The 24,919-nt window shown below is 67.1% G+C and carries 11 protein-coding genes; 5 read left to right on the top strand and 6 right to left on the bottom strand.

Going from position 1 to position 24,919, the window contains the following annotated elements; genetic code table 11:
• Positions 1–860: 860 nt before the first annotated feature.
• The gene (locus tag ULB03_RS24815; protein WP_322485757.1) at positions 861–11,306 is read right to left on the bottom strand and encodes a hypothetical protein; all 10,446 of its coding nucleotides are present in this window, start codon (positions 11,304–11,306) and stop codon (positions 861–863) included.
• A gap of 760 nt (positions 11,307–12,066) precedes the next feature.
• Between ULB03_RS24815 and ULB03_RS24810 the strand changes: the two genes are divergently transcribed.
• Both ULB03_RS24810 and ULB03_RS24805 read left to right on the top strand, forming a co-directional pair.
• Entirely contained in the window at positions 12,067–13,692 is a 1,626-nt protein-coding gene (locus ULB03_RS24810; RefSeq protein WP_322485756.1) for a fumarate hydratase, read from the top strand.
• A gap of 240 nt (positions 13,693–13,932) precedes the next feature.
• On the top strand, positions 13,933–15,540 hold the full coding sequence (locus tag ULB03_RS24805; RefSeq protein ID WP_322485755.1) for an EAL domain-containing protein: 1,608 nt from the start codon (positions 13,933–13,935) through the stop codon (positions 15,538–15,540).
• A 33-nt stretch (positions 15,541–15,573) separates the two neighbouring features.
• On the opposite strand, the gene ULB03_RS24800 is transcribed toward ULB03_RS24805, so the two are convergent.
• On the bottom strand, positions 15,574–17,643 hold the full coding sequence (locus tag ULB03_RS24800) for a hybrid sensor histidine kinase/response regulator (protein WP_322485754.1): 2,070 nt from the start codon (positions 17,641–17,643) through the stop codon (positions 15,574–15,576).
• Positions 17,644–17,832: 189 nt separating this feature from the next.
• Positions 17,833–18,075 carry a hypothetical protein gene (locus tag ULB03_RS24795; RefSeq protein WP_322485753.1) on the bottom strand — a complete coding sequence of 81 codons (243 nt, stop codon included), beginning with the start codon at positions 18,073–18,075 and terminating at the stop codon, positions 17,833–17,835.
• 486 nt (positions 18,076–18,561) lie between these two features.
• Here ULB03_RS24795 and ULB03_RS24790 point away from each other — a divergent pair, with 486 nt between their 5' ends.
• Entirely contained in the window at positions 18,562–19,602 is a 1,041-nt protein-coding gene (locus tag ULB03_RS24790) for a Gfo/Idh/MocA family oxidoreductase (RefSeq protein WP_322485752.1), read from the top strand.
• Between the two features lie 94 nt (positions 19,603–19,696).
• Here the strand turns inward: ULB03_RS24790 and ULB03_RS24785 are convergent, their stop codons facing one another.
• On the bottom strand, positions 19,697–20,119 hold the full coding sequence (locus ULB03_RS24785; RefSeq protein ID WP_416211188.1) for an organic hydroperoxide resistance protein: 423 nt from the start codon (positions 20,117–20,119) through the stop codon (positions 19,697–19,699).
• A 237-nt stretch (positions 20,120–20,356) separates the two neighbouring features.
• Here ULB03_RS24785 and ULB03_RS24780 point away from each other — a divergent pair, with 237 nt between their 5' ends.
• Entirely contained in the window at positions 20,357–20,893 is a 537-nt protein-coding gene (locus ULB03_RS24780; protein ID WP_322485750.1) for a MarR family winged helix-turn-helix transcriptional regulator, read from the top strand.
• Positions 20,894–20,896: 3 nt separating this feature from the next.
• Here ULB03_RS24780 and ULB03_RS24775 read toward each other — a convergent pair whose 3' ends face one another.
• Entirely contained in the window at positions 20,897–21,760 is an 864-nt protein-coding gene (locus ULB03_RS24775; protein WP_322485749.1) for a LysR family transcriptional regulator, read from the bottom strand.
• 141 nt (positions 21,761–21,901) lie between these two features.
• On the opposite strand from ULB03_RS24775, the gene ULB03_RS24770 reads away from it, so the two are divergent.
• The gene (locus ULB03_RS24770) at positions 21,902–22,933 is read left to right on the top strand and encodes a zinc-binding alcohol dehydrogenase family protein (RefSeq protein WP_322485748.1); all 1,032 of its coding nucleotides are present in this window, start codon (positions 21,902–21,904) and stop codon (positions 22,931–22,933) included.
• A 196-nt stretch (positions 22,934–23,129) separates the two neighbouring features.
• Here ULB03_RS24770 and ULB03_RS24765 read toward each other — a convergent pair whose 3' ends face one another.
• Complete coding sequence (locus ULB03_RS24765) at positions 23,130–24,815, bottom strand: class I SAM-dependent methyltransferase (protein WP_322485747.1); 1,686 nt, start codon at positions 24,813–24,815, stop codon at positions 23,130–23,132.
• Positions 24,816–24,919: the final 104 nt, after the last annotated feature.

The raw sequence follows: 24,919 nt of genomic DNA, 5'->3' as shown, positions 1-24,919 counted from the left end.
GCTGTTGGCCAGGGTGCCCAAGCTGCCGCTGGCGGCGATGTAGGCCGCCGTCACCACGCCGGCGACGGTGCCGGTATTGTTCAGGGTACCCAGGCTGCCGCCGACATAGTCGTTCACCGCCGCCAGCACCAGGTCGACGGTGGACCCGATGGTGGTGACGCCGGTGCCGATGGTCAGGCCGGTGATGCCGGAGGCGACGGTGACGCCGGTGTAGTTGGAGCCCGCCCCACCCTGCACCAGGATGACGCCAGTGGAGGCGCCCACGACATAGTTGCCCAGGGTGTCGAGGGTGGTGCTGACCACGCCGCCGCTGATGCTGGCGACGCCGCTGACCGAGGCCGAGAGGGTGCCCAGGGCCAGCGTGCCGCTGGCCTGGCTGTAGTTGCCGGTGATGACCAGGGTGTTGGCCAGGTTCAGCGTGGCGCCGCTGTTGACCACCGTGTGGCTGCCGACATTCATCGCGTCGGCCAGCACCTGGCTGCCGCCGGAGAACACGACGTTGCTGGCGGTGTTGGTGATGGTGCCGCCGGTCAGGGTGCCGCCGGCACCGCCGATGACCAGGTTGGCCGCCGACAGGTTGACGATGTTGCCGCTGATGGTGCCGCTGTTGGCCAGGACGCCCAGGGTGGCGCCGACACCGTTGTACAGGGCCGTTGCCCCCGACAGCAGGCCGCTGTTGGCCAGCAGGGCGATGGTGCCTGTGTTCCGGATGCCGATGGCGCTGCCGGTGATGGTGCCGGCCTGGGCGAACACCGTGCCCATGACGCCGCTATTGTCGATGCCGATGCTGCCGGAGACTTGGCCGATGTTGACGAACAGGCCGACCATACCGGCGTTGTTCACACCGCTGGTGGCGCCGGTCATGGTGCCGGCGTTGCCCAAGGCGAACAGGACGTTCTGGTTGTCCACGGCCGCTCCGGTGGTGCCGGTGATGGTGCCGTAGCTGACCAGCGTGCCGATGCTGCCGCTGTTGGCCACACCCACCGCACCCACCATGACACCCAGCGTCCCCACAGTCCCCCCAACGTGCCGTTGAGGATGGAGTTGATGGAGCCCAAGTTGTTCAGCGCGGCGTTGGCGCCCTGCAGGGTGCCGCTGTTGGTGAGGCTGCCCAGGCTGCCTGTCGCCGCCACGTAGACGGCGTTATTGGCATTGATGGTGCCGCTGTTGCTGAGCGTGCCCAGGGTGCCGCCGACATAGTCATTGATGCCGGCCAGATAGAGGTTGTTGCCGCCGACGCTGCCCGTGACCTCCATCCCCGCCACGTCGCTGGTGTAGCTCAAGCCCGTGTAGCTGGAGCCGGCGCCGCCGGTCACCAGGGCCACGGTCCCGCCCACGCCCGCCAGCATGTTGATGGTGCCCGGTACGCCCGTGGCGGCGATGGTGCCGCCGGTCAGGACCGCGGCCCCGCTGACGGCCAATTGGGCGCTGCCGTACGCCACCTGCACGGTGCCCGCCGACTGGCTGTAGGTGCCGTTGACGCCGATGACGGTGGTCAGCCGCAGGGAGCCGCCATTGTTGACCAGGGTGTTGGTCCCGCCCACGTCCACCTGGTCGTTCAGCCACAGGTTGCCGCCGGCCAGCACCACGTTGGCCAGCGTGCTGCTGAGGGTGCCGACGCCGGTGGCGCCGGTCAGCGTGCCTATGGTGGCGCCGCTGCCGCCGGTGAAGACCAGGGCGTTGGCGCCGGTGTTCACCACATTGCCGGCGATGACGCCGCTGTTGGCGATGGTGCCGATGCTGCCCTGGTTGTACAGGGCGGTGACGCCAGTGATGGTGCCGCTATTGCTGATCGCGCTGATGGTGGAACCGATGGCGTTGCGCAGGGCCCGGCCCGTGACGGTATCGGTGGCGCTGATGACGCCGCTGTTGCCAATGCTGTCGATGGTGCCGCTGTTGTACAGGCCGTAGGCGACGCTGCTGATGCTGCCCATGTTGGTGAGGACGCCGATGCTGCCGGCGTTGTTCAGGCCGGCGGCCTGGGCCGAGGGCGCGTCCTTTAGCAGGCCGGTATTGATGACCGTGCCGATGGTGCCCTGGTTCCACAGACCGACCAGGCCCGTGGCGGTGCCGCTGTTGTCCACCAGGCCAACGGTGCCCCGGTTGCGGATGCCATAGCGGGCACCGTCCAGCAGGCCGCTGTTGGCCAAGGTGCCGAGGGAGCCGGTGGTGGCGATGTAGGCCGCTGTCACCACCCCGCTGATGGTGCCGCTGTTGCCCAGGCTACCCAGGGTGCCACCGATGTAGTCGTTGGCCGCCGTCACCACCAGATCCACGTTGGACCCGATGGTCTGGGTCCCCGCGGCGATGGTCAGGCCGGTGACGCCGGAGGTCAGGCTGACCCCGGTGTAGCTGGACCCCGCGCTACCCTGCACCAGGATGGCCCCGTTGCTGCCACCCACCACATAGTTCTGCGTGGCGTCCACGCTGGCGGTGATGGCGCCGCCCGTGATCGCGGCGACACCGCTGACCACCAGGTGGTTGCTGCCCAAGCCCAGCGTGCCCGTCGACTGGCTGAAGGCGCCCGTGATGCTCAGGTCATTCAGCAGCGACAGCGTGGCGCCGCTGTTGACCACCGTGTGGCTGCCGACATTCATCGCGTCGGCCAGCACCTGGCTGCCGCCGGAGAACACGACGTTGCTGGCGGTGTTGGTGATGCTGCCGCCCGTCAGGGTGCCGCCCGAGCCGCCGATGACCAGGTCGGTCGTCGACAGGTTGACGATGTTGCCGCTGATGGTGCCGCTGTTGGCCAGCAGGCCCAGGGTGGCGCCGACGCCGTTGTATAGGGCCGTTGCCCCCGACAGCAGGCCGCTGTTGGCCAGTAGGGCGATGGTGCCCGTGTTGCGGATGCCGATGGCGCTGCCGGTGATGGTGCCGGCCTGGGCGAACACCGTGCCCATGACGCCGCTGTTGTCGATGCCGATGCTGCCGGAGACCTGGCCGATGTTGACGAACAGGCCGACCGCCCCGGCGTTGTTCACGCCGCTGGTGGCGCCCGTCATGGCGCCGGCGTTGCCCAGCGCCAGGATGGTCCCCTGGTTGTCGATGGCCGCCCCGGTGGTGCCGGTGACGATGCCGTAGCTGACCAGGGTGCCGATGCCGCCCGTGTTGGCCACGCCCACGCCGCCCGTCATGACCCCCAGGGAGCCAACGGTACCGTTGAGGATGGAGCCGATGGTGCCCAGGTTGTTCAACGCCGCCGTCGCGCCCTGCAGCGTACCGCTGTTGGTGAGGCTGCCCAGGCTGCCCGTCGCCGCCACGTAGACGGCGTTGCTGGCGCTGATGGTCCCGGTGTTGTTGAGGGTGCCCAGCGTGGCGCCGATGTAGTCGTTCAGCCCGGCGACGACCAGGTTGGTGCCGCTGGTGGTGCCGGTCACGGCCAGGCCGGTCACGCCACCGGCCGCCACGCTGGCGCCGGTGTAGTTGGAGCCGACGCCACCCGCCACCAGGGTGGTGGCGCTGATCTGCCCCGCCAGATAGTTGGCGGTGCCGGACAGGGTGGCCACCACCGTGCCGCCGGTGATGCTGGCCGACCCGCTGACCGCCAGGCGGCCCGTTCCGACATCCAGGGTGCCGGCCGTCTGGCTGTACTGGCCGGTGACGCTGATCAGCGTGCCCAGGCGCACCGAGGCGCCCGTGTTGGACAGGGTATTGCCACCCACGACGACCTGGTCGTTCAGCAGCAGGCTGCCCGACGCCAGCACCACGTTGGCGTTGCTGGCCAGGGCGCCGACCCCGCCCGATTGGCCGGTCAGGGTGCCGACCGTGCCGCCCGTCCCGCCGATGATGGTCAGGGGGACGCCGCCGGCGTTGTTGATGGTGCCGGCGATGGTGCCGGTGTTCACCAGCGTGCCGAGGATGCTGCCGATGTACAGCGCCTGGGGGCCGTTGATCAGGCCGCTGTTGGCCAGGGTGCCGACGGACCCGCCAAAGGCCACGGCCACGCTGACGCCGCTGATGGTGCCGCTGTTGACGACCGTGCCATAGTTGCCCTGGCCCTGGACCCCGGTGCTGCCTGCGGCGATCACGCCGGTGTTGACCAGGGTGCCCACGCTGCCTTGGTTGATGAAGGCGTACCGGCCGTTCAGCAGGCCGCTGTTGGTGGCGACACCGACCGAGCCGCCGCTGGTGACATGGATGCCGGTATTGGCGCTGATGGTGCCGGTGTTGCTGAGCGTGGTCAGCGTGCCGCCGACATAGTCGTTGTTGAAGGCCAGCAGCAGGTCGACGTTGCCGCCGATGGTGGCGATGGACGTGCCGGCGCTGAGGCCGGCCAACCCGCCCGTGACGGTGAGTGCCGCACCGGTGTAATTGGAGCCGGCACCGCCCTGCACCAGGGTATAGTTGCTGCCCGCCAGATAGTTGCCCGTGCTGGACAGGCTGGCGCTCACTTTGCCGCCGCTGATGCTGGCGACCCCGCTGACCACCAGTTGCCCAATACCCGGGTTGATCACCAGCGTGCCGGCCGACTGGCTGTAGTTGCCGGTGATGCTGATCGCGCTGGCCAAGGCCAGCGTGCCGCCGGTGTTGGACACCATGTTGGTGCCGACGTCGATGGCATCGCCCAGCGCCAGGGCGCCGCCGCTGAACACCACATTGTGCGACGTGCTGCTGATCAGGCCGCCGGTCAGCGTGCCCACCGTGCCGCCGCTGCCGCCGCCGATGGTGAGGTCGCCGCCGCCGTTGTTGGTGATGGTGCCGTTGATGACGCCGCTGTTGACCAGCGTGCCGATGGTGGCCGTGCCCGACAGCATCAGGGCGCCGGTGCCGTTGAGGGTGCCCAGCAGCGTTCCGCTGTTGATGAAGGTGTCGATGTTGGAACTGGCGAAGACGCCGCCGTTACCGCCCAGCACGCCACTGTTCACCACGGTGCTGATGACGGCGCCGTGCTGGTAGAGGCCGAGGTTGCTGCCGATGCGGCCGCTGTTGACCAGGGTGCCGATGGTGCCGGCGTTGTTGATGGCGGTGTTGCCGCTGAGCACGCCGCTGTTGTTCAGCGTGGCGATGGTGCCGATGTTCTCCAGGCCATAGCTGGCGGCGATGATGGTGCCGCTGTTGCCCAGGGTGCCGATCAGCCCGGTGTTCTCCACCCCGGCGCCGCTGACGGTGGCGGCGATGGTGCCGCCGGCGTTCAGCAGCGTGCCGATGGTGCCGGTGTTGTACAGGGCGTCGCTGAAATGCGCGCCGCTGACACGGATGACGCCGCTGTTGGACAGCGTGCCGATGCTGCCGGCGTTGCGCACGCCCGCCGCTGTGGTGCTGACCCCCACGCCGGCCAGGGTGCCGCTGTTGTTCAGCGTACCCACGGTGCCATTGAAGGTGACGTAGGCCGCGTAGAGCACGCCGCCGATGCTGCCGGTGTTGCCCAGGCTGGCCAGGCTGCCGCCGATGTAATCGTTCTGCGCCACGGCCACCAGGTTGGTGCCGCTGGTGGTGCCGCCTACGGCCAGGCCGAAGATGGCGCCGCTGGAGATGCTGACGCCGATATAGTTCGACCCGACGCCGCCCGTCACCAGCGTGGTGCCCGAGCCAGAGGCCAGGTAATTGCCCGTGCTGACGAAGTTGGTGGTGACAACGGTGCCACCGGTCAGGGATGCGGCGCCGCTGACCGCCAGTTGACCGGTGCCGTTGAGCGTCAGGGTGCCTGCGGTCTGGCTGTAATTGCCGGTCACGCCCAAGACGGTGTTCAGCAGGACCGATGCACCGCTGTTGACCAATGTGCCGCTACCGACATTGACCGCGTCGTTCAAGGCTAGGCTGCCCGAGGCCAGCGCGACGTTGGCCAGGGTGCTGACAATGGTGCCGCCGGAATAGGTGCCCGTGACCGTGCCGCCCGCCAGGGTGAGCACGTTGGTCGACAGGTTCACCAGGTTGCCGCTGATCAGGCCGCTGTTCGCCACCTGGCCCAGCGTGCCGCCGGCCGCCACCTCCACCGCGATGGACCCGGCGATGGTGCCGCTGTTGAGCAGGGTTCCCAGGCTGCCGGTGCCGGCCACGTAGACCGCGCCGGTCTGGGCACCGTTGTAGGACAGGGAGCCGGTGTTGTTGATGCTGCCCAGGCTGCCACCGACATAATCGTTGCCGACGACCGCCAGAAGGTTGTTGCCCGACACGCTGCCGGTCAGGCCCAGGCCGGTGATCCCGCCGCCCGCGACGACGGTGGTGTTATAGGACGAGCCGACGCCGCCCGCCACCAGCGTGACGTTGCTGCCGCCGGCCAAGTAGTTGCCGCTGGCGTTGAAGCCGCTGGACGTGACCGTGCCCACGGTGATGGCGGCGGCGCCACTGACCGTCAGGATGGCGCCGCTGCCCAGCAGCAGGGTGCCGCTGGCGCCTTGCGTGTAGTTGCCGGTGATGCTGACGCTGTTGGCCAGCCGCAGGGAGGCGCCGCTATTGGCCACCGTCTGGCCGGTGGCGGTGATGTCATCGTTCAGCAGCAGATTGCCGCTGCTGAACACCAGGTTGGCACCGGTGCTGGTGATCCGGCCCTTGTCGATGCTGCCCAAACCGCCCCCCGCACCCGTCAGCACGCCCACCACCGTGCCAGCGCCACCGCCGATGGTGAGGGCGTTGGAGGCGCCGTTGAGGATGGAGCCGGCGATGGTGCCGCTGTTGGTGAAGGTGCCGATGGTGCCGCCGCTGCCCAGGCGCAGCGCGGTCTGGCCCTGGATTGTTCCGCTGTTGCTCAGGGTGCCGATCACACCCTCGTTGAAAAGGGCGGTGTGGACGCTGGCGGTGATGGTGCCGGCGTTCAGCAACTGGGTGATGGTGCCGCCGGCGAAGTTGTCCAGGCCATAGACCTGGCCGCTGATCAGGCCGCCGACGCTGTTGGAGAGAGTGCCGATGGTGGCGGCATTGAACAGACCCGCCTGGCGGGAAAGGGTGAGGTCGGACACCGTGCCCGAGGCGGCGATGGTCCCAGCGTTGGACAAGGTATCGATGACGCTGGCCATGTTGGCGATGCCGGCCACCACGTTGAAGCCCGTGACGGTGTTGGCGCCGGAGACGGTGATCAGGCCGCTGTTGGCCAGCGTGCCGATGCTGCCGCCGTTCCGCACGCCGGCGATGACGTTGCTGGTGCCACTGGTGATGGCGCCGGTGGCGGTGATGGTGCCGCCCGCGGTGTTGACCAGCGCGTTCAAGGTGCCGCTGCTCTGAACACCAAACGCGGCGTGCGTGGAGGTCCCCTGGATGGTGCCGCTGTTGCTGAGGCTGCCCAGGGTGCCGAAGTTGGCGACGCCCGCGGCGGTCGTCGACCCGCTACTGACGGAACCCTGGATCAGGCCGGCGTTGGCGATGGCGCCCAGGGTGCCGTTGTTGGCGATGCCGTAGGCGCCGGCGATGGTGCCGCCGGCCTGGTTGTTCACCAGGCCGATGGTGTTGCCGTTGTAGATGCCCGAGTTGGGCAGGCTGTCCAGAATCTGGCCGCTGTTGTCGATGGTGCCGATGACGCCGCCGAAGTTGGCGATGCCGTTGCGGCCGGCGATCAGGCCGCTGTTGCTCAGCGTGCCGATGGTGGCCGCCAGGGTGCCGCTGGTCAGGAGATAGACGCCAAAGCCGTTCACCGCCTCGGCGTTCAGGGTGCCGGTGTTGGTCAGGTGGCCGATGGAGCCGGTGCTGGCCACCACCAGGGCTGCGGAGGCGGCGCTGATGCTGCTCAGCACGACGGTGCCGGTGTTGGTGAAGGCCGCCGTGGTCGTGCCGAAATAGTCGTTCTGCACGGCCGCCGACAGGGTGTTGCCGGACACGACGGCACCCACCGCGAGACCGGACACGCCCGAACGGACCAGCGAGACGCTGCCGCTGTTGACCGTGGCGTAACTGGAGCCGGCGCCGCCTTCGACCAGATTCAGGGAGTCGCCGATGGTATGGTTGGCCAGCGCGTCGAAGCTGCTGGTGACGATATAGCCGTCACTGATGGTGGCGCCGCCGGTGACCACCAGCTTGGCGCCCGCGTTCAACGTCAGCGTGCCGTTGGCGTTGTTCTGCAGGTAGCCGCCCGTCACCGTCTGGGCGTTGGCCAGGATCAGGTTGGCGCCGGTGTTGTACAGCAGGTGGCTGCCGGCATTGACGTTGTCGTTGAGCAGCAGGTTACCGCCGCTCAGCACCACGTTGCTGTTGGTGTTGGTGATGGTGCCGACGGTGCCGCCACTGCCGGTGAGCGTGCCGATGGTGGTGCCGCTGCCGCCCCGGATGTTCAGGTCGGCGCTGCCGTTGTTGGCGATGTTGCCCTGGATGGTGCCGCTGTTGGACAGGGTGCCCAGAGTGCCGGCGCCGCTGATGTAGATCAGGGTCTGGACGCCCGACTGGGCCGACAGGACCGTGCCGCTGGCGACGGCGATGGAGGCCAGGCTGTCGCCGACATAGTCGTTGAGGATGGTGCCCCACAGGCTGGTGCCCTGGGTATAGCCGCCCAGGGTCAGGCCGGTGATGCCGCTGTCGTAGGTGATGCTGGTGTAGCTGGAGCCGACACCACCGGAAATGATGGGCGTGGCCCCGGCGGCGCCCTGAAGGTAATGGTAGGCGCTGGTCGCGCCGACCACGGAATAGGTGGCGCCGCTGACCACGGCCGCGCCGCTGACAATCAGCTGGCCGCCGCCGATGGCGGAGCGCTCCAGCAGGGTGCCGCCGGTCTGGCTGTAGTTGCCGGTGACATTGATGATGCTGTCGAGGCGCAGGTTGCCGCCGGCGTTGACCAGGGTGTTGGCGCCGAGGGTCACGGCGTCGTTCAGCAGGACGTTGCCGGTTAGCGTGACGTTGGAGAGCGTGTTGCCCAGCACGCCGATGGAGCCGCCGGCGCCGGTGAGGGTGCCATAGCTGGCGCCGCTGCCGCCCTGGATGATTAGATCCCGGGCGCTGTTATTGATGATGCTGCCCTGGATGGTGCCGCTGTTGGACAGCGCACCCAGCGTGCCGGTCGCGGCGATGTATAGCGCGGTGGTGGAGGACAGCGTGCCGGTGTTGGTGATGGTGCCGTAGCTGCCGGCGATGTAGTCGTTCCTGACCGCCGCCACCAGGTCGTTGCCGCTGGCGATGGTGCCCAGGTTGATCCCGGGGGAGGTGCCGCGGAAGACCGCGGTGTAGGCGGAGGCCGCGCCGGCCGAGATCAGGGTGATGGTGCCGCTGGTGGCGGTGTCACCGACAACATAGTTCTGGGTGGCGTTGACGCTGGCGAGGATGGTGCCGCCGGTGATGCTGGCCCCGCCACTGACCGCCAGGCGGCTGTTGTTCAGCACCAGGGTACCGCCGGTCTGGGCGTAGTTGCCGGTGACGCTGATGGTGCCGCCCGAGGTGATGGTCAGGCTGGAACCCAGGTTGGACAGGGTGTTGGCGCCGACGTTGACGGCATCGTTCAGCAGCAGGTTGCCACTGGTCAGCACAACGTTGCTGAGCGTGTTGGTGATAGTGCCGGTCGAGCCGCCATAGCCGGCCAGGGTGCCGATGGTGGTCAGCGTGCCGCCCTTGATGCTGAGGTCGACGGCGCTGTTGTTGATGATGTTGCCGCGAATGACGCCGCTGTTGCTGAGGGTGCCCAGGCTGCCGGTGCTGGAGATATAGAGCGCCGTCGGCACCAAGGTGCCGCTGATGGTGCCGGCGCCGTTCAGCGTGCCGCCCGCCGCCACGTTCAGCGTGGCCATGGCGCCGCCGATGTAGTCGCTGAGCGGGTTGGCATAGATCAGCGTGGTGCCACCGGAGGTGATGTTGCTGAAATTCGCGCCCGTCGGCTTCTGAATCGCGGCGAAGGCGGCCGACTGGTTGACGATGCCGCTGGCGTACAGGATGGCGCCGGCGGTGCCGACGATGTAGTTGCCGGTGCTGCTGAAGGAGGGGACGATGGTGCCGCGGGCCAGCGTCATGCGCCCCGTCACCGTCAGGCCGCTGGTGGTCAGCGTGCTGCTGGCCAGGGTCTGGTAGTAGTTGCCGGTCAGGATCTTGCCGGCGGCGATGGTCAGGTCGCCGCCCACGTTGCTCAGCGTGTTGCTGCCGACGCGGATGGCGTCATTGATGAAGAGGGAGCCCCCGGCGATGGAAATGCCGGCGGTGCCCTGCAGGGTGGTGGCGACCGTGCCACTGGGGCCGTACGTGCCGATGGTACCGCCGGTACCGCCCACCAGGGTCACCAGGCTGTTGATGGTGACGTTGCCCTGGATGGTGCCGGTGTTGATGATGGTGCCGATGGCGCCGGCGCTGTAGATGCCGCCCGCGATGAGGCCGGCGTTGTTGAGGGTGCCGAGATAACCGTTATGGGTGACCGAGGGGTTGGCGGTGGTGGCGCTGATGTTGATGGCGCCGGCGTTGGTGCTGCCGGCGACGATGGTGGAGGTGCCCCGGATGGTGCCGGTGCTGGTGTTGACCAGACTGACGATGGAGCCGCCAGCGCCAATGGCCACACCGGCGGTTCCGGTGATCATGCCACTGTTGGTCAGGGCGGAGATGGTACCGTCCTGGCCGACGTGGCTGTGGAAGGTGGCGGTGGGGCCGTAGCCGCCGTAGTTGCGCACCTCAACACCCGGGCCGGAATCGTTCAGGATGGTGCCGGCATTGCTGACCGATCCCACGACGCCGAACACGTTCAGCGCGCCGGTGCCCCCCGAGTTGCCCCGCAGGATGCCCGTGTTGATCAGGGTGCCGATGGTGCTGATGGTGACGATGACGTCGACGTCGACGGCGCCGCCGACCGAGCTGTAGATATACCCGGTGTTGGTCAGCGTCCCGATGCTGCCGCCCGTCAGGTTTATGGCGCTGTTGCCATTGGCCAGGATGGTGCCGTCGTTGGTGAAGCCGCCGATCTTCACGCCATTCTGGATCTTGAGCGCGCCGCCGAAGCCGTTCGACAGGATGGTGCCGGTGGCGGCGTTGTTGATGGTGCCGACGGTGGTATAGGCGCTGATGCCGTAACTGATGGTGCCGGCGGTGGTGGTGAAGGTGGGCGTGCCGGTGATGATGACGCCCGCGAACCCGCCCGCGTTGCCGGTGCCGCCGATGATGTTGTTATTGATGAGGCTGGTCAGCGTCTTGCCGCCGGTGATGCTGAGGCCGGTGTTGAGCGCGGCGCTGGACGAGGTCGAAGCCCCCACCAAGGTGCCGTTGTTGATGATGGTGCCGACCGTGCCGGTCCAAATAAAGGTGGTGCAGTTGGCGACCGAACTGATCGTGGACGTGGTTTGGAAGCTGCCGCAGCTGGCGGCCGATGCCGGGCGCGGGGCCGCGAGGCCCACGCCGATCGCCAGCGCCGACGCGCCCAGCAGGAAGGCCTGCTGAGTCTTCTTATTGTTCCGGGCGCGTGTATTCGTCTGCGTCGCCATGCCACCTGACTCCCAACCACTGGTTTGCGCATCGCCCGGCGGGGAGACGAAGAAAGCGGCCTTTGGGATGCCTCTAGGGGAGACCGCCCCTACGCCCAAATCCGCATTTTTTCAGTCAGCCCAACCGTCGATTTTTCCGAAACCAAGGCTTCCCCGCCCAGGCCCGGACCTGCCCAAAGGAGGCAGGATCGCTACCGTCTTCTGAGATAGATGGCCAATACCTGTCAATTGTATCTTCCGGGACTTCAACTATCGTGGTGGGTGCAAAAAGTATTTGGTTAACGCTTTTTAACCATTATCTGCTGTCACCACTTATCACATTTAACGTATGCTGTGCGCCATTCTGGTGTGTTCAATATGACTATCTCTCGATTCTTGTATCTAGGAATCGGTAACACCGCAAAAATAACGGGGTAGTCGCCGTCACATTTTATCGTTTCTTAACGTCTTCGCCTTTCGGGTGACAGCGTGCGCACGGTGGCGGAATTGGCGTTTTTCTGATCAACCTATCCTGATGCGTTGGCTTGGGCCGATAAGGACGGTCCCGGAAACGCCCATAACCGAGAACCAAAACGCATATTTTGCGTCTTTAGGTTGCTGTCCGGCTGGAGGCAGGGCGAATCTGGAGTTGGATGGTGCGCGCGCGGCGCAGATGACAGGGCGGGGTGGGTGGCGTAAGGTCCCGGCCGGCCGCGGGAGCCGCCCGTGGCCAGGCCAGTCGGGCCAGATCAATTGGGCCCAATAGTCGGGAGTGCCCCCAATGCCAGACGTCGGCGGTGAAAGCCGGGAGTTCACGCTGTTTCCCGTGGCCAAGGACGCCACCAGCTACCGCAAGCTGACCAGCGACTACGTGTCGACCACGACCTTCGATGGGGAAGAGGTTCTGAAGGTTGAGCCCGAGGGGCTGCGCCTGTTGGCCGAGCAGGCCTTCATCGACATCAATCACCTGCTGCGCCCCGGCCACCTGGCCCAGTTGCGCGCCATCCTGGATGATGCGGAGGCCTCGCCCAACGATCGCTTCGTGGCGCTGGACCTGCTGAAGAACGCCTCCATCGCCGCCTCCGGCATCCTGCCCATGTGCCAGGACACCGGCACCGCCATCGTCATGGGCAAGAAGGGCCGCCGCGTCTGGACCAAGGGCGGCGACGAGACCGCGCTGGGCAGCGGCGTGCTGGACGCCTACGCCAAGCGCAACCTGCGCTACAGCCAGGTGGCGCCCCTGTCCATGTATGAGGAAAAGAACACCCGCACCAACCTGCCCGCCCAGATCGACATCTATGCCGAGGGCGAGGACGCCTATAAGTTCCTGTTCATGGCCAAGGGCGGCGGCTCGGCCAACAAGACCTTCCTGTTCCAGGCCACGCCCTCGGTGCTGGCGCCCGACCGGCTGCTGCCCTTCCTGGAAGAGAAGATCAAGTCGCTGGGCACCTCGGCCTGCCCCCCCTATCACTTGGCCATCGTCATCGGCGGCACCAGCGCCGAGATGAACCTGAAGACGGTGAAGCTGGCCTCCGCCCGCTACTACGATGGCCTGCCCACCCAGGGCTCGGAAAGCGGCCACGCCTTCCGCGACCTGGAGATGGAGGCCGCCGTCCACAAGCTGAGCCAGACCATGGGCATCGGCGCCCAGTTCGGCGGCAAATACTTCTGCCATGACGTGCGCGTCATCCGACTGCCGCGCCACGGCGCCTCGCTGCCCATCGGCATCGGCGTGTCCTGCTCCGCCGACCGCCAGGCGCTGGCCAAGATCACCCGCGACGGCATCTTCCTGGAAGAGCTGGAGCACGATCCCGCCCGCTTCCTGCCAGAGATCGATGACAGCCAGTTGGCGGGCGAGGTGGTCAAGATCGACCTGACCCGGCCGATGTCAGAGATCCGCGAGACGCTGTCCGGTTACCCGATCCGCACCCGCGTCTCGCTGACCGGCCCCCTGATCGTCGCCCGCGACAGCGCCCACGCCCGCCTGCGTGCCGCGCTGGAGGCGGGGCAGCCCTTGCCGGACTACTTCAAGAACCATCCCATCTATTACGCCGGCCCGGCCAAGACGCCGACGGGCTATGCCTCCGGTTCCTTCGGGCCCACCACGGCCGGCCGCATGGACAGCTTCGTCGACCAGTTCCAGGCGGCTGGTGGCTCCTTCGTCATGCTGGCCAAGGGCAATCGCAGCCCGGCGGTGCGTGAGGCCTGCAAGAAGCACGGCGGCTTCTATCTGGGTTCCATTGGCGGCGCCGCGGCCCGTCTGGCCCAGGATTGCATCAAGAAGGTTGAATGCATCGCCTTCGAAGATTTGGGCATGGAAGCCATCTGGCGCATTGAGGTTGAAGACTTCCCCGCCTTCATCGTGATCGATGACAAGGGCAACGACTTCTTCCAGGAATTCACCTGATTTCGATACCGTATTCGGTATCAGGATGAGGTTATGAAAAAGGAAGGCCGGTCCCGCTGGGGCCGGCCTTCTTCATTTCCACGACGCCATCTCATCGGCCGGCACGGGGATCATCCGCGACGATTGGTAATTCACATGCCGTTTACAGAGCGACGCTCCGATTTCGATTCATCTTTAGGTTTTTTTTAACCATGCGCCCTCTAGGATGGTAATCGGATCGAAAGAGCGTTGAGGCGACCCATGTCCGGATTGTTGCGCCGCATCATCGACTGGTTTTCCGAAGAGCCGGAGCCCGCCGCTGCTGGGCGTGAACCCAAGGCTCTCGATGGTTCCGGTAACCGGCGTGGCGCCCGACGCAATCCGGATGAGACCATGTTCCGCCAGCGCCTGAAGGCGGTTCTGGGGCCGCGCTCATCCGCCGCGGCGGGATGCGTCCAGTTCGTCGGGCTTGACAGCCTGAAGGAGAGGCTGGGGCCCCGGTGGGGGGCCGTCCAGCCCCGCGTTCATGCCATGGTCGAGCGGCTGCTGCGCCAGACCCTGGGGGCGGGAGATGTTTATTACGGGTATGGCAGCGAGACCTACGTCATCGTCTTCGCCCGCCTGAACGCCCTCCAGGCCAGCCTGGTCTGCGCCAAGGTGGTGCAGGAGCTGCAGCGCATGCTGCTGGGGGAGCCCGATTTGTCCAGCATCGTGGTGCGCACGGCCGCGCGGGAAGCCTCGGGCAATTTGATCCTCAAACCCGAGCGGCTGGCCGATCTGTTGGCCGACTTGGCGGCCCGCGCGGGGCCTTCGCCGCCGGAGGCCTCCATGGACGGTCCGATGGCGGGAAGCCCCGCCGCGCATCCTGACGGGGCGACCCCGGTCTCCTCGCCTGTGATGCCGTCCGCAGGCCAGGATGCTTCGGCTCACGATGTGTCGGGCCCGCCTTCGGCCCCACCCGTGTCGTCCGCGCATTCTTCCGCGCAGACGCCCCTGTCACAGGCGGCGGCGGCTCTGGTGGAGCTTGGTCGGGGGGCCGCCCCGCCGCCCCCGGGCGACGACGACCCGTGGCTGCATCTGCGCCCCGTGCTGGGGCCGCTGGAGTTCGCTTACCGCCCGGTCTGGGATGTGCGCGGCCAGGCGCTAAGCCTCTATGTCGCCAGCCCCCGCCGCCAGCGGATCGGGGGGCGGCAATACGTGTATGGCTATGAGACCCTGACGGATGCCGCCGGCGGTGTCGTATCCGCCGGCACCGCCAATGGCCTGCAAGAGATCCTGGACCTGGATCGTGAAACGCTGCGCCAGGCCGTCGACGCGTATCTGGAGCTGTATGATAACCGGTTCCGCTATTACCTGGCCTTGCCGGTGCATTTCGAAACGCTGGCGGGAACGATCCGGCGCCGCGCTTATCTCGATCTCGCCGGCCACATCCCCGCCCATTTGCTGCCCTTCATCACCTATCAATTGATGGGTGTGCCCGATGGTGTTCCGCTGGGCCGGCTGACGGAACTGGTCAGCGCCTTGCGGCCTTTGGGGCGCGGCGTGACCGTCAGCGCCGACTTGGCGCCCCAGGCCTATGCCACCTTTGCCTCCGGCGGCGTCAAGGGCGTCGCCGTATCCCTAGGGGCGGCGGTGCCCCGTGGGCGTCTGATCCCCGACCTGCACTTGGCGGCGGCCGAAGCCCGGCGCCGGGGCCTGCACCTGATGGTCGACGGCATCGACACGCCGGAAATGGAACGGATGGCAGAGGAAGCGGGCTGCGCCTTCATGATGGGCGACCTGATCGGTCCGTGGGTGGACGTTCCCGGCCACGCCAGCCGACTGTCGCGCGCCGACGTGCTGGACCATGGGCCGTCGCAGGATCCGTGAGCGATCCGCAGCGCCTTGTCCCGGCCGCCCACGTCAAGCGACGTCGGCGGGGACCATCGCGTCGGCCAGGGCCTCCATGAACTCCTGCACGTTCAGAGGCTTGGTCAGATAGCGCCGGAACCCCGCCCGCAGACCTTTCTCTATTTCGCGCGGCAGGGCGTTGGCGCTCAGCGCCAGGACGGGGATGGCCCGCGTCTCCTCGTGATCGCGAAGGCGGGCCAGCACGTCAAAGCCGCTCATGCCCGGCAGGTTGATGTCCAGCACGATGACATCGGGCCTATGGGCGAGAGCCAGGTCCAGGCCCGTCACCGGATCCGCCGCGACCAGCAGCTTGGTCCCGGGCACGGTCTCCATCAGGTCGCGCATCAGTTCGATGTTGGATGGGTTGTCCTCGACATAGACGATGGTGCGTTTCCCGGCGTGGGGCAGGGGAATGCCGTCGGCGCCGGGGAGGGCCGGTTCGGCCGTCATGTCCAAGGCGGCCGGCAGGGTGAGGGTGAAGGTGCTGCCTTCGCCCGGCACGCTGGCCACCTCGATGGTGCCGTTCATGGCGTCCAGCAGCCGACGCGTGATGGTCAAGCCGATGCCAGTGCCGGGAATGTCGCCGTACTCCTGGCCCAAACGGTTGAAGGGCTGGAACAGGTCGCCCAGCCTGTCGGTCGCGATGCCGTTGCCGGTATCCCCCACGCTCAACGCCACACGGTCGGGTGCCGCCGCCGCGTCCAGGGTGATGCGCACGGTGCCGCCGGGGCGGTTGTACTTGATGGCGTTGGATATCAGGTTGCTGATCACCTGGACCAGGCGGGTACGATCAGCCAGGACGGGCGGCGACGCGTCGGGCAAGGCGGTGATGACGGCCACCCGTGCCTTTTCCGCCACCGGCTGCAAGGCCGTCAGCACATCATCCACCACCTGCCTGGGGTTGACCGGTTCCAGCGACAGGGTCAACTGGCCCGCGTCGATGCGCGCCAGATCCAGCACGTCGTCGATCAGGCGCAGGAGGTGGTTGCCGTTCTTGAGGATCTGCTGGACGCCCCGTTGCTGCTTGGGCGTCATTGGCTCCTGCACCTTGTTGTAATCCATCAGCTGGGCGAAGCCCAAGACGGCGTTCAAAGGGGTGCGCAATTCATGGCTCATGCTGGCCAGGAATTCGGATTTGGCTTGGTTGGCGGCTTCCGCCCGCACGCGGGCCGCCGCCAGGTCGCGGGTGCGTTCCGCCACCGCCTCCTCCAGCCCCTCGCGCGCCCGCAACAGTTCCTCTTCAGCCCGGCGACGCTCCGTCACCTCCGCCTCAAGGGCGCGGTTCACGAGTTTCAACCGCTCCGCTTCGCGTTCGGTCGCGGCGTTCAGGCGTCGGTCGGCCAGGGCTGTTACCAATGCCAGCATGAGCAGGCCGTAGGTGGCGCCGGCCACGATGATGGCCAACGGCCCGCGAGCCACATCGGTGGGCGCGGGTGCCAGCGGGTCCAGGGTCAACACCGTGGCCGCCATGCCGGTGTAGTGGGTGCCGCAGATGGCGAGGCCCATGACGATGGCGGCCAGCGCGCGGTGCCAGCCCTGCCTCAAGCTGACCGACAGCAACAGGGCCACGGTGGCGGCCCCCATGGCGATCAGGATGGAGAGGGCGAAAAGACCGGGGCGGTACGCCACCTGGCCCGGCACCTCCATCGCGGCCATGCCCGTGTAGTGCATGGCCGCGATCCCCAGCCCCACGCCCGCGCCGGCCAGGATGAACCGGCTGACGCTGGTGCGGCCGTGACGCACCGCCTCCATGCCCAGGGCGACGAAAAGGATGGCGGTCACCAGCGACGCCAGCGTCAGCCGCAGTTCCCAGGCCACGGGCACCGCCACCCGCAGGGCCAGCATCCCGATGAAATGCATGGACCAGATCCCGCCGCCCAAGGCGCAAGCCGCCCCCAGATGCCAGGCCAGGCGCGAGCGGCCGGCGGCGCCCATCATGCGTTCCGTCATGTTCAGGGCCACGAAGGAGGCGAAGACGGCGGTCAGGTAGGACAGAAGGATCAGCCAGGGATCATGGCCGATGGCGACGCCAGGATCATCGGTGCTGAAGCACAAACCGGGGAAGACCACCCGCATAGACATGCCCCCAATGCCCCGCGCGACGGTGTGTTCGGCATCCGACGCAGCGATCCTGGCGGTTTGACCGGAAAAATGGTGGGGGGACTATACCATCGCGTTCCTGAGGCATCACCGTTCGAAATAGATGCGCCGCCAGCACCGGCGATAACGGCCATGTCCGGATGGAGAGGGGGCAAGGGCCAGCCGAGCTGTTCAGATGGTCCAGCCCCGGGGCTTCTGGATCGGCTTGGCGTCAATGGCCCGGACCAGTCCCACCACGACACGCACGATGGCCCAGATGCTGCCGATGAACAGGATAATGAATTCCATGCCCACGCCCCGCAAGGCCAGGGCGCCGATGCCGAACATGACGCAAATCCAGAAAGTGCGGATGGCGAAGGTCATGTGGCCTTCGTAAATGGTGCCGGCGAAGTCAGGCCGCTTGATGTAGGCCATGATCAAGCCCAGCGGAAACGCGCCCATCAAGTAAAGAAAATGGACAAGGATGGACCATAAGCGGGCTTTGTCTTCCTGTGTTGGGGAGGAGGCGGGGGTGCCGGCAAAGCTCATCACGCGTTCCTTGGTATGTCGCGGCTTCAGAATTGTCGTTTTCGAAAAGTCATTGAGAGGTATGGTTTCAGTATAAATTCTGGTCCGTCGGCTTTGGTGACATCCGGTGGCCCCGTGTCGATGTTCAGCGGGGAACGACAGCTAAATTCATATAGGGCAATCCCTCTCCCTCGCCACCGGATTTGGGAAATTTGATCGGAAATTATGGGTTAGGTTGTGACATAAATCTATTAATGAGCAATTTTTGTTTGTTTGTCGTCATTCAAGACTGTAAATCGCAGATTAATACGTGGCTTCGCTGAACGAGTGTTCGCCAGGGCCAGAGTGAGTGAAGGGCCAGGCATGCCCAGATGGAAAGAAGGGAAAAGACCCATGATCGCGACCGCGCTGTGCGCCTTCGGCCTGTCCGGCCGGGTGTTTCATGCCCCCCTGATCCAGGCTGAACCGGCCCTGGCGCTGCGCGCCATCCTGCGCCGCTCGGGAACCGATGGGACGGAACCGGAGGGCACGCGGGTGGTGACTGATTTCCAGGCCATCCTGGACGACCCCGCGATCCAACTGGTGGTGGTCAACACCCCCAATGCCCTGCATTTCCCCATGGCGCGCGCGGCCCTGGCGGCGGGCAAGCATGTCGTTTTGGAAAAGCCCATGACCATCACGTTGGAAGAGGGCCGGCAGCTCATGGCCCAGGCCAAGGCGGCGGGGCGGCTGCTGGCCGTCTTCCACAACAAGCGGCTGGACGCCGAGTACCTGACCCTGGGCCGGCATCTGGCCGCCGGCGATCTGGGGCGCCTGGTCGAGGTCGAGTGGCACTATGACCGCTATCGCGCCCATGTCACCCACAAGGCGTGGAAGGAGGACGAGGGGCCCGGTGCCGGCACATGGTTCGACCTTGGCGTCCATTTGGTGGACGGTATGCTGCGCCAGTTCGGACGGCCCCTGTCGGTCATGGCGGAGATGCGGTCCCTGCGCCGGCCGCAGGGCGCGACCGACTATTTCGACGTCCGTTTCCGCTATCCCGATCACCGGGTCATCCTGCGGTCCAGCACGTATGTGCGGGAACCCGGGCCGGTGCTGGTGGCGCACGGCGACAAGGGCTCGCTGGTCATTCCCAAGGGCGACGTTCAGGAGGGGCAAATGGCGGCGGGGCTCAAGCCTGGCGACGCCGGTTGGGCCGTCGTGACCACGCCGGCCGTCCTGCATACCGAGCGTGACGGCGCCGTGGTGCGGGAGACGGTGGCGCTGGAGGCCGGCCGGTATGAGGATTTCTATCGCAATGTGGCGGAGGCCTTGGCTGGTCGCGCGCCGCTGGCCTTCGGGCCGGAGCCGGCATTCGAGGCCTTGGCCCTGGTCCACCGCGCCATCGAGGCGGCGGGTCAGCCCGGACTGTCCTGTGACATCGCTTACGAATAAGCCCGCAAGATACTGACTTAAAAAAGAAAAAGGCCGGCTTCGCCAAGGGCGCGCCGGCCTTCTCTTCATTCGCGGGTGGCAGAAGGGACTGCCGTCAGGCGACGTTCAGGCGAACGTCCAGGTTGCCGCGGGTGGCGTGGGAATAGGGGCACACGATGTGGGCCTGCTGCACCAGGCTGTTGGCGGTTTCGGCGTCGATGCCCGGCAGCGTGATGGTCAGGGCGACGTCCAGGCCGAAGCCGGTGCCATCCTCACGGGGGCCGATACCCACCTGGGCGCTGACGGTGGCGTTCTCCGGCACCTTCACCTTGGCCTTGGCGGCGACGAACTTCAAGGCGCCCAGGAAGCAGGCGGAGTAACCGGCGGCGAACAGCTGCTCGGGGTTGGTGCCATTGCCGCCGGCGCCGCCCAACTCCTTAGGCGTGGTCAGCTTGACGTCCAGAACGCCGTCGACGGACTTGGCCTGGCCCTCACGGCCGCCGGTGGCAGTAGCGGAAGTGGTGTAGAGGATGGGCATGATCATCTCCGTGGTTCAACTGGTTGGGTCAACTTTGGGGGCCGGTCCCACCGGGGTTCGGTTGGGTCATCGGCGCCGGTGAGGGGAGAATTGCGCGATAACGAATTGTGCACAATTTGTCAGTTGGCATAATCACCATGCGCAAATCGATTGTGCGCAATTTGTTCGAGAATGCTAGCCTGCCGTCAATCAGGCGCCCATAGCCCTGGGGGCCACTGCAGAGGTGAGGGCGTCGTCATGGCCCAGGACCAACAGAACACCACGCATCAAGACATGGGACTGGCCGGGACCGGCAACGGCTCTCCCGATACGGCCGCCCTGCTGCGCAATCAGCTGTGCTTCAGCATCTATTCCGCCGCCCACCTGTTCAACCGCACCTATAAGCCGTTGCTGGACCGGCTGGGCCTGACCTATCCGCAATACCTGGTGATGCTGGTGCTGTGGTCCGGGGACGGGTTGACGGTGAAGGCCATCGGCGAACAGCTGGATCTGGATTCCGGCACCCTGACGCCCTTGCTGAAGCGGCTGGAGGCGGCGGGCCTGGTCAGTCGTCAGCGCGACCCGCAGAACGAGCGCCTGGTGCGCGTTACCCTGACCCAGGCTGGCCGCGCCTTGCAGGAGGGCCTGGGCCCGGTGCAGGAGGCCATCCTGTGCGCCACCGGTCTTAACCTGGACGGGCTGAAGGCGCTGAAGGCCCAGGTGGATGAACTGCGCGCCGGCCTGGCGGCCAACCTGGGCCCGGCCGACCTGGGCCCGGCTGACCAGGACGGTTGAGGCCTAGCGGCCTAACGCCTGTGCCATGTGGTCGAGAAACGCGCGAATACGGGGCGTGCGCTGGGCGTCGCGATGCACGCCCGCCCATATTTCGCGCGGCGGCGCCGGCGTCGGCGTGTCCACGGCCACCAATCCGCGCGCCTTGGCCATGACATGGGGCAGGGCGGCCAGGCCCGCGCCCCCGGCGCAGGCCACGGCCTGCAGGTCGCGGCTGTTGGTCCGCAGGGCATGCCGGGCGTCCCGCGCCAGCGCCAGCAACCAGGGCAGGTCGGCCAAGCCGCCGAAGCTCTCGTTCATCAGGATCAGACTGTGGCCGGTGGCCCCCTGGGTGAAATCCGGTATGCCGTGCCGGGCCAGGTACGCGGGTGCCGCGTACAGGCCGAAGCCCACCGTGGCCACCCGGCGTTGCGCGATCTCATTCTGGTCGAAGCGGTGGAAGCGGAAGGCCACGTCCGCCTCCCGCCGGGTCAGGCTGTACAGCCGGGCGTCGGTCACCAGCTCCACCGTGATGCCGGGATGGGCGTCGTGGAACGGTGCCAACTGTGGGCCCAGCAGCCATTGTCCCACCCATTCCGGGGACGTGACGCGCACCGTGCCCTCCAGCCCCACGTCCAGGCCGGTGGCGGCCCGTTCCGCCGCCAGGGCCTCCGCCTCCATGCGCTCCGCCCCGGCCACCAGGCCGGTGCCCGCGTCGGTCGGGACATAGCCGGCCGGTGTGCGCTGAAACAGGCGGGTGCCCAGCCGGGTCTCCAACGCCTCCAGCCGCCGCCCCACCGTGGGCTGGCTGACGCCCAATTGGCGCGCGGCGCCCGACAGGGTGCCGTGCCGGGCGATGGCCAGGAAATAGCGTAGATCGTCCCAATCCACCGGACTTCTCCTATTCGACGCCTATTCATAACTGAATAGACTGTCTTTATTCCTGTCAATTGATGGTCAGAACGGAATAGGCAACCTTGGAGGAGTGCACGCCGCCGCTGACGGCGGCCCCAACCAACGAGGTCGCTCATCATGAAAGCCGTCGGTTATTACCAGAACCAAGCCATCGACCAGGTTGAAAGCCTGGTGGATCTGGAGATTCCCACGCCCGTGGCCACCGGCCGGGACCTGCTGGTGCGGGTGGAGGCCGTCTCGGTCAACCCCGTGGATACCAAGGTCCGCCGCAACGCCGCCCCGGTCGAGGGTACCGCGCGCATCCTCGGCTGGGACGCTGCGGGCACCGTGGTCGCGGTCGGTCCGGAGGTGACGCTGTTCAAGGTCGGTGATGCCGTGTTCTATGCCGGTGCGCTGGAACGTCCTGGCACCAACGGCGAATTCCATCTGGTCGATGAGCGCCTGGTCGGTTCCAAACCCGCCAGCCTGACGGCGGCGGAGGCCGCGGCCCTGCCGCTGACCACCATCACCGCCTGGGAAATGCTGTTTGATCGCATGGGTGTGGCGCGGCTGCCGGCTGGCACCGGCAATGACGGCACCGCCGGCGTGCTGCTGATCGTGGGCGGTGCCGGCGGTGTTGGCTCCATCGCGATCCAGCTGGCGCGGCGCCTGACGGGCCTGACGGTCATCGCCACCGCGTCGCGTCCCGAGACGCGCGACTGGGTCCTGGCCATGGGGGCCCATCACGTCATCGACCATCGCCAGCCGCTGGAACCCCAGGTGCGGGCCATCGCACCCGGCGGCGCCACCCATGTCATGAGCCTGACGGCGACGGAGCAGCATTTCCCCGCCATCGCCGCCCTGATGGCGCCGCAGGGGAAGTTGGCCCTGATCGACGATCCGGTCCAACCGGTGGACATCACCCTGCTGAAGCGCAAGAGCATCTCCCTGCATTGGGAGTTCATGTACACGCGCTCCATGTTCCAGACGCCGGACATGATCGCCCAGCATGAGCTGCTGAACGAGGTCTCGCGCCTGGTGGACGCCGGCGTGCTGCGCACGACGATGACCCATGATTTGGGAGCCATCAGTGCCGCCAACCTGCGCCGGGCCCATGCCGTGGTCGAAAGCGGCACGGCCCGGGGCAAGCTGGTGCTGTCCGGCTTTTAAGCCGCGGAAGGCTGGACTGGGGCGGGCCCAGGCCAGCCGGATTTCCCATAACCAATCCGCGATCAAGCAGGAGGCCGGCCATGCACCGGGTCCCCCCACGGCGGAGCATTGCCCGCCGCATCCTAGACGGGTTCATGCTGGCCGCCCGGCGCTGGCTTGTCGGCCGCCCGGCGGACTTGTGGCCGCCCCTCTGACGTCAGGCGGCGGCCAGCCGCTGCCGCAGCCGGCGGTACAGCCGGATGGGCAGCGGGTAGCGGGACTCCGCCATTAGGGCCAGGGCGGCGGCCACCGGCGCGTCCCCGTTCCAGGACGCGTCACCCCAGCGCTCGTAGACGCGGGCGGCCAGGCGATGGGCCCGCAGGCGCACCAGGCGGATCAGGGCCACCTTGGCGCAGAGGGTCACCGTGTCCGGCCAGTCGCGCAGCAGCGGGTCGCTCACCGCCTGGTCCAGCAGGGCCAGGACCTTGGCGGGTTTGCGATTGCTGCCGATGGTTTCGATGGCGGCCTGCCGCGCCGCCTGGTAGGCGGCGGGCCGGGCCAGGTTGATCAGGCGGGTGACGCAATCGTCGCCCGGCGCCACAGCGACCGGCTGGTCCAGGGTTTCCGCCTGCCGCATGCCCAACGTGGCCAGGGTCGCTTTCATGTCGCGGCGCAGGGCGTCCCGATCCGTGGGCGTCAGCATGAAGCCGGTGGTGGAATCCGTCGCTTCCACCAGGGTCAGCAGGGGGCGGATGTCGGCGCCCTGCACCGCCAGATTTTGCAGGGCCAGGCGCAAGGCGGCGGGGATGGCGGTGCCGGCTTCGCCGTTATCCATGCTGAGGCGCTGCAGCACCCGGCGCAGCGTCACGCCGGCCAGGACGGCGGCGGCGGCGTAGCAGGCCGACCAGGCGGCGTCGTTGTCGGCGTTGTTGACCAGGATGGACTTGAAATGCAGCGAGGTCATCAGGTTGCCGGGTTCCCGCCGGGTGAATTCCTCGATGTCCACCGGGTTGGGCGCCACCACCAGGCTTTCCGGATCGTCCAGGTCGATGCCGAAGCGGGCGCGGACCTGCTCCACCATCTGCTTGAAAACCTCCTGGGCCTCCTCGGGGAAACCGAAGTTGACCAGTTCCTTGAACAGGCGGTAGCGGAAGCCGTTCTCCAGCCGGTCGTATTTGGGCATGCGCTCAGGCGTCAGGCGCCGGCGCAGATATTCCCGCAGCAGGGCGCGGTCGCAGCCGTCCTTGACCCCCGCGGGGAGCGGCACGCGCGAGGCGTGGACGCGCAGGATGCCCGCGACGGGCGCCACGCTGATATGGGTGAAACCCGCCGCGCGCAGCGCCGTTTCCATGGAGGCCGCGGTGAACAGGGTCATGTGTGAGCCGGGGCTGATGATGGGCCACATCATGGAGGCCGGCGTTTCCGGCTTCAGCACCCCGCCATCCGGTGTCGTCAGGACCAGGATGCCCGTGTCGTTCAGGCCCCGGCTGAGCGTTTTCAGCAAGGGGACGGGGTTCGGGACATGCTCCAGCAATTCGAAGGCAGCCACCACGTCATAGGTGACGGGCAGGGGGGTGTCTTCGGTGAAATAGTCCGGGATGATGTCCAGGCCCAGCCACTGGCGGCCCAGCTCCGACGCGCGGGAGGGGTCGTAGCCCTTGGCTTTCCAACCCAAGGCCACCTCGACATAGTCGCTGATGAAGCCGATGTTGGCGCCGATATCCAGCAGGCGGCCCTCACCCGGCTTCAGCCAGCCCATGGGCTCCAGCATCACGTCCAGGCCGGCACCCATTTCCAGGTACAGGTCCGTGGCGGCGATGAAGATGCCGGTGTCGTGGCTGTAGTCGCCCACCGTCCGGTCGGTGGAGAAGCGGACGGTACATTGCCGGCAGCACAGCAGCACCCAGTCCGGATCGTGTGGCCCCCCCAGGGAACGGTCAGGGTCGGCGCATGGGGGCCGGCGTCGCCACAGACCGGACAGGGGGCCGCGATGGTCGGGGCGTCGGC

The organism is Nitrospirillum goiasense (assembly GCF_034427435.1).
Lineage (GTDB): Bacteria > Pseudomonadota > Alphaproteobacteria > Azospirillales > Azospirillaceae > Nitrospirillum.
This window is presented reverse-complemented; position numbering and strand designations above follow the sequence as displayed.

Coding starts and splice junctions, on each gene's coding strand:
- ULB03_RS24815 (WP_322485757.1), bottom strand. CDS start 11,306: ATGGCGACGCAGACGAATACACGCGCCCGGAACAATAAGAAGACTCAG.
- ULB03_RS24810 (WP_322485756.1), top strand. CDS start 12,067: ATGCCAGACGTCGGCGGTGAAAGCCGGGAGTTCACGCTGTTTCCCGTG.
- ULB03_RS24805 (WP_322485755.1), top strand. CDS start 13,933: ATGTCCGGATTGTTGCGCCGCATCATCGACTGGTTTTCCGAAGAGCCG.
- ULB03_RS24800 (WP_322485754.1), bottom strand. CDS start 17,643: ATGTCTATGCGGGTGGTCTTCCCCGGTTTGTGCTTCAGCACCGATGAT.
- ULB03_RS24795 (WP_322485753.1), bottom strand. CDS start 18,075: ATGGCCTACATCAAGCGGCCTGACTTCGCCGGCACCATTTACGAAGGC.
- ULB03_RS24790 (WP_322485752.1), top strand. CDS start 18,562: ATGATCGCGACCGCGCTGTGCGCCTTCGGCCTGTCCGGCCGGGTGTTT.
- ULB03_RS24785 (WP_416211188.1), bottom strand. CDS start 20,119: ATGCCCATCCTCTACACCACTTCCGCTACTGCCACCGGCGGCCGTGAG.
- ULB03_RS24780 (WP_322485750.1), top strand. CDS start 20,357: ATGGCCCAGGACCAACAGAACACCACGCATCAAGACATGGGACTGGCC.
- ULB03_RS24770 (WP_322485748.1), top strand. CDS start 21,902: ATGAAAGCCGTCGGTTATTACCAGAACCAAGCCATCGACCAGGTTGAA.